Origin of the sequence: Streptomyces sp. NBC_00328, from assembly GCF_036139655.1 — a bacterium.
In the GTDB taxonomy this organism is placed as follows: domain Bacteria; phylum Actinomycetota; class Actinomycetes; order Streptomycetales; family Streptomycetaceae; genus Streptomyces.
The window spans coordinates 7,553,436-7,565,033 of sequence record NZ_CP108013.1 but is presented as its reverse complement, the minus strand read 5'-3'; the positions used below and the strand labels follow the sequence as shown (position 1 = coordinate 7,565,033).

7 protein-coding genes are annotated in these 11,598 nt (G+C 71.8%); 4 read left to right on the top strand and 3 right to left on the bottom strand.

All coding sequences use genetic code 11. From position 1 onward, the window contains the following. Nucleotides 1-58: 58 nt before the first annotated feature. Both OG485_RS33075 and OG485_RS33070 read right to left on the bottom strand, forming a co-directional pair. The gene (locus tag OG485_RS33075) at nt 59-1,666 is read right to left on the bottom strand and encodes an AMP-binding protein (RefSeq protein ID WP_328672239.1); all 1,608 of its coding nucleotides are present in this window, start codon (nt 1,664-1,666) and stop codon (nt 59-61) included. Beyond that, nucleotides 1,663-3,342, bottom strand: a complete 1,680-nt coding sequence (locus tag OG485_RS33070; protein WP_328672238.1) for an AMP-binding protein — start codon at nt 3,340-3,342, stop codon at nt 1,663-1,665. Before OG485_RS33070 ends, OG485_RS33075 begins: the two co-directional genes overlap by 4 nt. Before the next feature lie 101 nt (nt 3,343-3,443). On the opposite strand from OG485_RS33070, the gene OG485_RS33065 reads away from it, so the two are divergent. The 3 genes from OG485_RS33065 (at nt 3,444) to OG485_RS33055 (ending at nt 8,545) form a co-directional block, all read left to right on the top strand. Next, the gene (locus tag OG485_RS33065) at nt 3,444-4,295 is read left to right on the top strand and encodes a helix-turn-helix transcriptional regulator (protein WP_328672237.1); all 852 of its coding nucleotides are present in this window, start codon (nt 3,444-3,446) and stop codon (nt 4,293-4,295) included. 151 nt (nt 4,296-4,446) lie between these two features. Beyond that, nucleotides 4,447-7,296 (top strand): ATP-binding protein, encoded by a 2,850-nt coding sequence (locus tag OG485_RS33060; RefSeq protein ID WP_328672236.1) that lies wholly within the window; start codon nt 4,447-4,449, stop codon nt 7,294-7,296. A 457-nt stretch (nt 7,297-7,753) separates the two neighbouring features. Continuing rightward, the gene (locus tag OG485_RS33055) at nt 7,754-8,545 is read left to right on the top strand and encodes a S1 family peptidase (protein ID WP_328672235.1); all 792 of its coding nucleotides are present in this window, start codon (nt 7,754-7,756) and stop codon (nt 8,543-8,545) included. Between the two features lie 150 nt (nt 8,546-8,695). On the opposite strand, the gene OG485_RS33050 is transcribed toward OG485_RS33055, so the two are convergent. Then, nucleotides 8,696-9,802 carry a winged helix DNA-binding domain-containing protein gene (locus OG485_RS33050; protein WP_328672234.1) on the bottom strand — a complete coding sequence of 369 codons (1,107 nt, stop codon included), beginning with the start codon at nt 9,800-9,802 and terminating at the stop codon, nt 8,696-8,698. Between the two features lie 239 nt (nt 9,803-10,041). Between OG485_RS33050 and OG485_RS33045 the strand changes: the two genes are divergently transcribed. Beyond that, nucleotides 10,042-11,292 (top strand): magnesium and cobalt transport protein CorA, encoded by a 1,251-nt coding sequence (locus OG485_RS33045; protein ID WP_328672233.1) that lies wholly within the window; start codon nt 10,042-10,044, stop codon nt 11,290-11,292. The last annotated feature ends 306 nt before the right edge of the window (nt 11,293-11,598 follow it).

The window sequence follows — 11,598 nt, the reverse complement described above, 5'->3', positions numbered from 1 at the left end:
GCCACGGGCGCGAACGGCACGGGCGCGGCCGGGACAAGGACACGAGCGCCCCGGGCGCCTACTCGGCGTACGTCTCCCGCAGTTCGATCTTCCGCACCTTCCCCGAGACCGTCATCGGGAAAGTCTCCAGGATGCGCAGCCGGCTCGGGATCTTGTAGTGCGCCAGCCGCCCCTCGCAGAAGGCACGCAGCTCGTCCAGGGTGAGGGGCTCGGCCGGATCGCGCGGGATGACGCAGGCGAGCACTTCCTCGCCGTAGCGCTCATGGGGAATGCCGACCACCTGGACGTCGGCGATCTTCGGGTGGGCGTACAGGAACTCCTCGATCTCGCGCGGATAGATGTTCTCGCCGCCCCGGATGATCATGTCCTTGATGCGGCCGACGATCTCGACGTACCCGTCCTCGCGCATCACGGCGAGGTCGCCCGTGTGCATCCAGCGCCCCGCGTCGACGGCCTCGGCGGTCTTCTCGGGCTCGTTCCAGTAGCCGAGCATCACGCTGTAGCCGCGGGTGCACAGCTCCCCGGCCCTGCCGCGCGGCCGGGTCACCCCGTCCACGGGGTCGACGACCTTCACCTCCAGGTGCGGCAGGACCCGGCCGACCGTGCCCGTGCGGTGTTCCAGGTCGTCGTCCCGGCGGGTCTGGAGCGAGACGGGCGAGGTCTCCGTCATGCCGTAGCAGATGGACACCTCTTCCATGTGCATCTCGGCGACCACCCGTTTCATCACCTCGACCGGGCAGGGCGAGCCCGCCATGATGCCGGTGCGCAGGGTGGAGAGGTCGTACGACGCGAAGTCGGGGAGGTTCAACTCCGCGATGAACATGGTGGGTACGCCGTAGAGCGAGGTGCACCGCTCCTGCTGCACGGCCTTCAGCGTGGCCGCAGGGTCGAACGACGGCGCGGGGATGACCATGCAGGCGCCGTGCGAGGTGGCGGCCAGGTTTCCCATCACCATGCCGAAGCAGTGGTAGAACGGCACGGGGATGCAGACCCGGTCCTGCTCGGAGTAGGCGATCGACTCACCCACGAAATAGCCGTTGTTGAGAATGTTGTGGTGGGAGAGCGTGGCTCCCTTGGGGAAGCCCGTCGTGCCCGAGGTGTACTGGATGTTGATGGGGTCGTCGCAGGACAGCTCGCTCCCGCGGGCGTGAAAGTCCTCGTACAGGTCGGGGGTCCCGCGCCGCAGCAGCGCGTCCCAGCTCGGGTCGCCGAGGTACACGGTCTCCCTCAACTGCGGGCATCTGCGGCGTACTTCCTCGACCATCGCCCGGTAGTCGCTGCTCTTGTGGCTGAGGGAGGCGAACAGGAGCGAGATCCCGGCCTGGTTCAGGACGTACTCGACCTCGTGGGTGCGGTACGCCGGATTGATGTTCACCATGATCGCGCCGATGCGGGCGGTGGCGTACTGGACGAGCACCCACTCCGGGCAGTTGACCGCCCAGATACCCACCCGGTCGCCCTTGGCGATCCCGGTCGCGAGCAGTGCGTACGCCAGCTTGTCCACGTCGGCGCCGAATTGCGCGTAGGTCCAGCGCCGGCCCGAGGGCACGTCGACCAGCGCCTCCCGGTCCCGCCAGGCCGCGACGGCCCGGTCGAGGTTGGCCCCGATGGTGTCGCCGAGCAGCGCCGTGCCGCCCGTCCCGTGCGCGTACGACGGTTCACTCACCGGAAGTCCTCCTCGCGGTACTCGGCGTCCGAGCCGGCGGCCGTGGCCTCGCGCAGCTCGATCCGGCGGATCTTGCCGGAGACGGTCTTGGGCAGCTCGCCGAACTCCAGGCGGCGGATGCGCTTGTACGGCGAGAGCACCGTGCGCGCGTGCTCGAAGAGGACCTTGGCCGTGTCGGGGCCCGGCTCGTACCCGGCCGCGAGGACGATGTACGCCTTCGGCACGGCCAGGCGCAGTTCGTCGGGGGCCGGAACCACGGCGGCCTCGGCGACCGCCTCGTGCTCCAGGAGCGCGCTCTCCAGCTCGAAGGGCGAGATCTTGTAGTCGGAGGCCTTGAACACGTCGTCCGCGCGGCCGACGTAGGTGATGTAGCCGTCGGCGTCGCGCGAGCCGATGTCCCCGGTGCGGTAGTAGCCGCCCGCCATCGCCTCCGCCGTTCGGTCGGGGTCGCCGTGATAGCCGGTCATCAGGCCGACGGGGTGCCCGGACAGGTCGAGGGAGATCTCGCCCTCCGAGGCGCCGGGCGCGCCCGTGACCGGGTCGAGCAGCTCGACGCGGAAGCCGGGGCTGGGCCGGCCCATGGAGCCGGTCTTGAGCGGCTGGCCGGGGCTGTTGGACACCTGGACGGCGGTCTCGGTCTGCCCGAAGCCGTCCCGGACGGTGACGCCCCAGGCGCGCCTGACCTGCTCGATGACCTCGGGATTCAGCGGCTCGCCCGCGGCGACGACCTCACGCGGCGGGGTCCGCAGCAGGCTCAGATCGGCCTGGATGAGCATGCGCCACACGGTCGGCGGGGCGCAGAAGGTGGTGACGCCGGCCCGGTCCATCTCGGCCATCAGACGGCCCGCGTCGAAGCGCGTGTAGTTGTACAGGAAGACGGTCGCCTCCGCGTTCCACGGTGCGAAGAGATTCGACCAGGCGTGCTTGGCCCATCCGGGTGAGGAGATGTTCAGATGGACGTCCCCGGGCTTCAGCCCGATCCAGTACATGGTGGCCAGATGGCCGATGGGGTACGAGACGTGGGTGTGCTCCACCAGTTTGGGCCGCGCCGTGGTGCCCGAGGTGAAATAGAGCATCAGGGGGTCGTCCGCGTGGGTGGGGCCGTCCGGCTCGAAGGCGGCGCCGGCGGCGGCCGTCTCCTCGTACGCCTGCCAGCCGGGGCGGGTGCCGCCGACCGCGATACGGGTGTAGTCGCCCGGCACCGCGTCGAACTTCGCGGTGTCCTCGGCCCGCGCGACGACGTGGCGCACCCGGCCGCGTCCGACCCGGTCGGCCAGGTCGGCGGGGCCGAGCAGCGGGGTGGCCGGGATGACGACGGCACGCAGTTTCATCGCGGCGAGGGCCGTCTCCCACAGCTCGACCTGGTTGCCGAGCATGACGAGGACGCGGTCCTCGGCCCCTACGCCCCGCTCGCGCAGCCAGTTGGCCACCCGGTTCGAACGTTCGGACATCGTGGCGAAGGAGACCTCGACACGCTCCCCGTCCTCCTCCACGATGTGCAGGGCGGTGCGGTCGTTGTCACGCGCGATGGCGTCGAACCAGTCGAGGGCCCAGTTGAAGCGCTCCGGGCGGGGCCAGCGGAAGCCCTCGTAGGCCCTGATGTAGTCCGCTCGGTGCTCCAGCAGGAAGTCCCGCGCGGCGCGGAACTCGTCCGCCCCGCCTGTCGTCGCCGTCATGTGTCCTCCTCGTTGCCGGACCGCCGCCTACCATCGTGTATTCCGTGATGCAGGTCTCACCACCCCCGAACGGGGGTAGGCCGCGACGAAGGGGAGAGCAGGTGGCAGCAGACACGGCCGAGTCGGTGGAGGTACGCGCCGCGCTGGTGCGGCTGCGCCGTGCCACGGGACTGCCGGTGGCCTTCGGAGGCCTGGTCGACTCCGGCGGGCGGCTGGTGCGCATCAGCGAGCTGAGCGGTACGGCCACGCCCGCGCTGAGCGCGCTCGCGGTCTCGTCGGGCAACGGCCTGGGCGGCAAGGCGGTGGCCCTCGCCCGGCCCTGCGCGGTGAGCGACTATCCGGCCTCGCGGCAGATCAGCCACGAGTACGACACGGCGGTGGCGGCGGAGGGGCTGTGTTCGGTCCTCGCGGTTCCCGTGGTCGTACGGCGCCGGGTGCGCGGTGTGCTGTACGGCGCCCTGAGGACGGCCCAGCCGCTGGGTGACCGGACGCTGGAAGCGGCTGTCGCCGCGGCCCGGGACGTGGAGCAGGCGCTGGTCGTCCGGGACGCGGCACGCGATCTGCTGGATGTCGTCCGCGAGCCCGGCCCGGCGACGGAAGCGACCAAGGACGCGGCCTGGGAGGAGGTGCGCGAGGCGCACGGGACGCTGCGGGCGCTGGCGCCGCGGATCGCCGACCACCGGCTGCGGGCCGAGCTGCTCTCCGTGTGCGGCCGGCTGGCCGACGCGGCGGCTCCGTCCGCGGGGGTGCCGTGGGATACCGGGCTTACTCCGCGCGAGGTGGACGTCCTCGCCTGTGTCGCGGCGGGGGCGACCAACGCGGCCGCCGCGGAACGGCTCGGGCTCCGTCCGGAGACCGTGAAGGGGTACCTGCGTTCGGCGATGCGCAGGCTCGGCGCGCACACTCGTCTGGAGGCGGTCGTCGCCGCGCGCCGGGCCGGGGTGCTGCCTTAGCGCGCCGCCGGCTTCGGCACCGTTCATTCAATCGTCCGGACCGTGAAATGACGTATGCGAACCATCTGTTATTTCCCTCACCACCCGGACTGTCCGAAATTCAAAGAGACGTTGCCTAATATTGGCCAAGACACGACACACGAGGGGAGCGGTGACCGTGCGAGGGGACTTCAGGGAACCTGCCAGACCGCGCCCCGACCTGGTCATCGGGCGGGACGAACTCTTCGCGGTGGCACGCGAGCAGCTCTCCGGCGGTGGCAGTGTCCTCGTGCACGGACCGGCGGGAATAGGAAAATCGACCGTCCTGCGGGCGCTGGCCGCCGAATGCGCCGAATCGGCGCGGACCGTCTTGCGTTGCTCGGCCACCGAGTCCGAATCCCATCTCCCCTTCCTCGCGCTGGCCGACCTCCTCGGTCTGGTCGTCGACGAGATAGCCGACCGGCTGCCCGCCCCGCAGCGCACCGCCCTGGAGTCGGCGCTCACCGGCCGCGGTGAGTCCACCCTCCAGCGCGACGGCCTGGCACTGCGGCTTGCGGTGCTGTCGGCGTTCCGCGCCCTGGCCGCGCGGGGGCCGGTGCTGATCGTCGCCGACGACCTTCAGTGGCTCGACCCGGCCAGCGCCGAACTCCTCGGCTTCGCCGCCCGCAGGCTGGGCGGCACACCGGTCCGCATGCTGTGCGCCGTCCGTACGGAGACCGAGCCGCAGGCGCAGGACCACGACCGCTTTCTACGCGCGTCTGTCCCGGAGACCCTGGCCCTGCGGGTCGCCCCGCTGGCCCGCGCCCAGGTGGCCGAACTCCTCGGGCAGCGCGGCTACACCGGGCTGCCCCGCTCCACCGTGCGCGACATCCACCGCACCAGCGGCGGCAATCCCCTCTTCGCGCTGGAGCTGGGCCGTGCCCTCGCCGAGTCCCCGACCCGGCCGAGTCCCGGCGAGCCGCTCCCCGTACCGACGTCACTGCGCGCGCTCGTCCTCAGCCGCCTGGACATGCTGTCCGCCGAGGCCCGCCGCACCCTGCTGGTGGTGAGCGCGGGTGCCCGTCCGACGCTGGCCCTGCTGCATGCCGCGGGCCGGGAGAACGCGGAGGCGGAGACGGCCTCGGCCGCCGCCCTCGGACTTCTCGCCACCGAACGCGAGACACCGGGCATCCGTTTCGCGCACCCCCTGGTCTCCGCCGCCCTGTACGCGGAGGCCGACGCGCAGGAGCGGCGCGCGGCGCACTCCGCCCTGTCCCGCGCGGCCTCCGATCCCATCGAGCGGGCCCGGCACCTCGCGCTGGCCACCACCGGCACGGACCCCGCGGTCGCCGCCCGGCTCGGCGAGGCCGCGGCCGCCGCCCGTGATCGCGGCGCCCCCTCCGTCGCCGTCGGGCTCGGACTCCTCGCCGCCCGGCACACACCGGCCGGCGCCCGGCCGGGCGCGGACGAACGGCGCCTCCAGGCGGCCGAGGACGCGCTGACCGCCGGGGAGACGGACCTCGCCCGGGACATCGCCCGCCAGGTGCTGTCACGAGCCACCGCCCCCGCCGAACGGGTCCGGGCCTGGATGGTCGTCGTCGACTCCGCCGGACAGGCCATGGCCGAGATCGACGCCGTCTTCCCCCAGGCGCTCGCCGACGCGGGCGACGACCCCGGCCTGGTCGCCCTCGTCCGCTACCAGCTCGCCTGGCGGGCCCTGCTGATGGACGGCGAGATGACCAAGGCCCGTGAGGAGGCCGCCCGGGCCGCACGGCTCGCGGCTCGCGCCGGCGACCGGCGCACCGAACTCCTCGCACTCGGCTTCCAGGCGCAGATGGAGACCCTGATGGGGCACCCGGACGCGCCCTCCACCATCCAGCGGGCTATGCGCGAGCCGCAGGACCCGCGGGTCGCCTGCGACCACAACGGGGCCGGAGCCGCCCGCTTCCGCTGGCTCATCATGGGCGACCGGCTCGCCGAGGCCCGTACGGCCATCACCGCGCTGCTGCGCGAGGTGCAGCGGCGCGGGATGGTCGAGAGCGAACTGCACTTCCTGCGCGGCCTCGCCGAGACCGAACTGCGCTCCGGTCACTGCGGCCGCGCTCTCGACCTGGCACGGGAGAGCCTTCGGCTGGCCCGCGACACCGGCATCGGCGAGGCCGCCACGGCCATGTTCACCTCGCTCGCCGAGGCGGCCGGCGGTGACGTGGACCGGGCGCTCTCGCTCGCCCACGAGGCCGTGGACCGCGCCGAGGAGGACGGCGACCTGGTGTACCTCTCGCGCGCCCTGGGAGCCCTCGGGCACGCCCAGCTCGTCGCCGGGGACGCGTCGGCCGCGGTCCACTCCCTGCGCCGGGTCCGGGAGCTGGAGGAGAGTCTCGGTGTCATCGACCCCGCCCGGGGCCGCTGGCACGGGGACCTGGCCGAGGCCCTGGTCAGGATCGGCGAGACGGCGGAGGCGCAGGACGTCATCGACGTGACCCGCAGGCGCGCGCTGCGGCTGGAACGCGAGAGCGTACTCGCCGTGCTCGACCGCGCCGAGGCGCTGGTACGGGCCGCACGCGGCGAACAGGGGCCCGCGGAGCGCCAGTTGGCCTCCGCGCAGGACCGCCTCGGCAAGCTGGGCTACGGCCTGGAGGAGGCCCGCGCCGCCTACGCCCTGGCCGGACTGCGTACCTTCCCCCACGCTCCCGGATCCGCTCGGGCAGGGGGGACGCCCGGGCCGGGACCCACCTCCTACGACGAGGCGGCCCGCCTGTTCCGCCGGTGCCGTGCGCTGCCCTGGCTCCGGCAGGTCGAGACGGCGACCGCGCATCCCCCGGCCGCGCCGCCCCTCGCCCCCGCCGCCCTCGACACCCTCGCGGCCACCGAGCGTCAGGTCGCCGCCCTGGTCATGGAGGGCGCCACCAACCGCGAGATCGCCGGGCGCCTGTTCATCAGCGTCAAGACCGTGGAGGCCACGCTCACCCGGGTGTACCGGAAGCTCGGGATACGGTCGCGGGTCGACATCGTGCGGCTGGCGGCGGAGCGCAGGCCCGACTGACGCCCCGCCTGATGCCCTGGCTGACGCCCCGACTGACGCTCCCTCGGCCGACGCCCCTGAGGCGTGCGGGCCGAAACGGTGACATGGACCGCGCGGGAAGCGGCCGGACCGGTGAGACTGCGGGCCGGAACGGTGACGCTCCGGCCGACACCGGTAGAGCTCCGGGCCAGGACGGTATGGCTGCTGGGTGACTCCTTCGGGTGAACGTGCGCCGGACGGGCGAGGCCCCCGGGCCGGGACCAACCGGACGGCGCCCCGCGCCAAACACGGCCCGTGCCGTGCAAGGGTTTTCCCTCCCCCATTTCACTAGGGGGTTCCCTCATTGGGAGAGAGCGGTCACACCCCCTAGCGTGTGGCGTGCCGCTCGCTCGGGCCCTACGACACCCCATCCAGAGGCGTCGTGACTCCCCCCACACACACCCGTGCGTCCCCCCACCGGCAACTTTCAAGGAGACCGATGTTCGGGCTCAACCGCGTCAAGAAGAGCGCCGCCCTGTGTGCGGCGACCGCCGCAGCCGCCGCGACCACGCTGCTCGGCGCCCCGTCCGCCGCAGCCGTTCCCCAGCCCATCGTCGGCGGCACGACGACCACGACGACCGCGTACCCGTTCATGATGCAGATCACCGACGCCAGGCAGAACCAGTTCTGCGGCGGCACCCTCGTCGCCGCCGACAAGGTCGTGACCGCCGCCCACTGCATGGCGGGCGAGACCACCGCCAGCATCCGGGTGGTGGGCGGCAGGACGTTCCTCAACGGCACGGACGGCACCGTCAGCAAGGTCAGCGACATCTGGATCAACCCCGGCTACACGGACGCCACCGACGGCGACGACGTGGCCGTACTGACCCTGTCCACGTCGATGCCGTACACCCCGGCACGGTACGTCTCCGGCTCGGACACCGGCCTGTACGCGGCCGGCACCACGGCCCGCATCGTCGGCTGGGGCACCACGTCGGAGAACGGCACCTCCTCCAACCAGCTCCGCACCGCGACCGTCCCGACCGTGTCCGACTCCAGCTGCGCCGCCTCGTACGGCTCCACCTTCGTGGCCTCCGACATGGTCTGCGCCGGCTACGCCGCCGGCGGCGTCGACACCTGTCAGGGCGACAGCGGCGGCCCGCTGCTCATCGGCGGGGTGCTGGCCGGCATCACCTCCTGGGGCGAGGGCTGCGCGGAGCCCGGCTACCCGGGGGTCTACACCCGCCTGACGACGTTCTCCAGCCTGGTGACCGAGCAGGTCAACTCGTAGGAAACGATGATCTCCTGAGTACCCCTCAGGTAAAAGCCGAGGGGCGTTGCGAGCCTCCACGAGCGGTCCGCAACGCCCCTCATCCAAGAGCACGTCCCTCATACCTGCCGGCGGACGGCTTCCCCGCGACGCGCCCCGTCCGCCGGCATCTCACGGCAGCGCGACCGTGCCGAACCGGATGTCGTACCCCTCGCCGCCGTGCATCACGGTGAGCATCCGCTCCCCCTCCGCGGTGACCTCGTCCCGCTGCGCCCCGGTGAGCCGGCCGAAGGGTTCGACAACCAGCGCTCCCTCCTCCAGCTTCCACAGGCCGGACACGAAACCGTCGACGAGCAGGGTGCGGTACGCCTGATTGCCCCGCCAGGTACGCCCCTTGAGGTCCGCGGGGACGACGCGGGAGCGGTCGGCGTGGGACAGCAGCAGATTGTCGAACTCGGGCAGGAAGCGGGGCGGCGCGGGGGTGTCCGGGCCGGGCCGGGGCGCGTCGGGCAGGTCGAAGAGTTCCGCTCCGTTCCCGTCGCGGAACACCGTCAGAGAGGGTCGGAGCCGCTCGAAGACCTCACGGAGCCGGGTCAGGCCGGCCCAGGTCTGCATGTCCTTGACCGAGGCGGGGCCGAAGGCGGCGAGATAGCGCAGCACGGTCGCGTCGGGCGCGGGGGCGGGTTCGGCGGGGCGGCCCAGCCAGTGCTCGGCGGTGGTGAGGGCGACCTGGCCGCTGCGGCCCCACAGACCGCGCGGGGTGACCTGGACGAGGGGCAGGGTGCAGCGGGCCGCGATGGACAGGGCGAACGGGTCGGCGTCCGGCCACTGTGCGAGCAGCGCCTCCCGAAGCTGCTTCATGGTGCGCGGTTCGGCCTCCACCAGCTCACGGCTGATCGCGGCGAGCCGGTCCAGGTCGACGCCGGCGAGCCCCTCGCGGAAGTGGACCAGCTCCCGGTCGCGGGCGGCCTGCACCAGCGGGCGCAGGGTGAGGGCGTCGTCGGCGGTGTGCGTGTGGATGGTGGAGCGCATGGTGACGATCCGGACGACCTCGCGTGTGTCCATGGCCGCCGACAGGTCCCCGGGCCGAAAGCCGTCCAGGCGGGCCGCGAGGGCGTAGTACGGGGGCTTCGTGTTCTGCGCCTGAAGGCCGAGGAGGTGCCCGACGGCGGCCGTCGCGGACATCGGGGTGCGGCGCAGCAGGAGCTGACGGTCGAGGGTCGCGCGGTTGAGGGCGCGGGTGCCGAGCACAGGGGCCGTCGCGGTCGTCTTCGTCATGACCGGCACGCTAACGCCGCTCGCGGACACCTTCTGTCCGCAACTCCGGGACACCCTCTGTCCGCAACTCCCTCCCGTCCCGTCCGGCACCTCGTACCCGGTCCCGTCCGGCACCCTTCACCCGGTGCGTCCGGTAGGACTCACCCGGTCCCGTCCGGACGACGGCACGCGGACCGTTTGCCCCGTATATCCTGCTCGGAGATCGCGTAGACGTACGTTCGACCCTGGAGGCAGCCGCGATGTCCGAGCGACGCGCCCGCCCGGCCTCGGAGAACCGGCGGGGCACCGGGGACACGGACGGCTCCACGGAGGCGAAGGAGCCCGGAGACTCCGGGAGCCCCGGGGGACGGAAGGGCGCGAAGGCCGCACGGAGGCCTCTCTGGCGACGGGCCCTGACCCCGCCGTCCGCGCCGCCACCGCGGCCCGCGGCACCGCACGAAGCGCCTCCCGCGCCCGAGCCCGCCGAGGTCGTCAGCGTCGTCCAGTCCGCGCTGTACCGCGACGGGGTACGGGTGTCGGCGCCCGAGTCGCTGGCCGAGACCTTCCGTGAACTGCGCGAGCAGCCGGACGGCATGGCGTGGATCGGCCTGGCCCGTCCGACTGCGGCCGAACTCCATTCGCTGGCGGCCGAGTTCGACCTGCATCCGCTGGCCGTCGAGGACGCGATGGAGGCGCACCAGCGTCCGAAGCTGGAACGGTACGGGGAGACGCTCTTCGTCGTCCTGAGCGCCGCCCGCTATCTGGACGCGGCCGAGGAGGTCGACTTCGGCGAGCTGCACGTGTTCGTGGGGCCGGACTTCGTGATCACGGTCCGGCACGGCGCGGCACCGGACCTCTCGGCGGTGCGCAGGCGCATGGAGGGCAGCCCGGAACTGCTGAGGCTCGGCCCGGAGGCCGTCCTCTACGCGATCCTCGACTCCGTCGTCGACGGTTACGTCCCGGTGGTCTTCGGCGTCCAGAACGACATCGACGAGATCGAGACCGAGGTCTTCCGCGGCGACCCCGCGGTGTCCCGCCGTATCTACGAACTCTCCCGCGAGATGGTCGAGTTCCAGCGTGCCACCCGCCCGCTCGTCGGCATGCTGCACAGCCTGATGGCCGGATTCGCCAAGTACCGCACGGACGAGGAGCTCCAGCGCTACCTGCGCGACGTCGCCGACCACGTCACGCACACCAGCGAGCGGGTCGACGGATTCCGCCAGGCCCTCACCGACATCCTCACCGTCAACGCGACCCTCGTCACCCAGCAACAGAACGCCGAGATGCGGGCGTTGGCGGAGGCGGGCTTCGAGCAGAACGAGGAGATCAAGAAGATCTCCAGCTGGGCGGCAATTCTGTTTGCTCCGACACTCGTAGGAACTATCTACGGCATGAACTTTGAGAACATGCCGGAACTGGGCTGGCGCTTCGGATACCCCTTCGCGATCGGCTTGATGGGGGTGGTTTGCGCCAGTTTGTACGTAATTTTCAAGCGACGGGACTGGCTCTAGCCCCTCGCGCCACGCTCAGTTCCTGTTCACACTTCGCTCACGCATCTACTGCGGATCGAGCGAGGATCGGCCGTGGGGAGTCCCCGGGGAGAAGTGACGCGGGTGATCTCCTCGCCCTGCCATGACCGAGTCTCTGACCTGGCCTTTTAAGTACTTGTCAACGCTGGGGAGAATCCGGGGAGAATCGAGTGGCGGGCCTTGACCCAAGGCCGGGTAGTTAGCGTTTTCGCAGGTCACGCAAGCTCGTTGAAGGACTTCCGACGCAGAGCAACGGAGCTCGTCGGTACAGGCAGTCGACCAAGACAG

Bases quoted from the DNA above. Each gene is read 5' to 3' on its own strand.
- OG485_RS33070 (WP_328672238.1), bottom strand. From the start codon at position 3,342: ATGACGGCGACGACAGGCGGGGCGGACGAGTTCCGCGCCGCGCGGGAC.
- OG485_RS33055 (WP_328672235.1), top strand. From the start codon at position 7,754: ATGTTCGGGCTCAACCGCGTCAAGAAGAGCGCCGCCCTGTGTGCGGCG.
- OG485_RS33050 (WP_328672234.1), bottom strand. From the start codon at position 9,802: ATGACGAAGACGACCGCGACGGCCCCTGTGCTCGGCACCCGCGCCCTC.
- OG485_RS33045 (WP_328672233.1), top strand. From the start codon at position 10,042: ATGTCCGAGCGACGCGCCCGCCCGGCCTCGGAGAACCGGCGGGGCACC.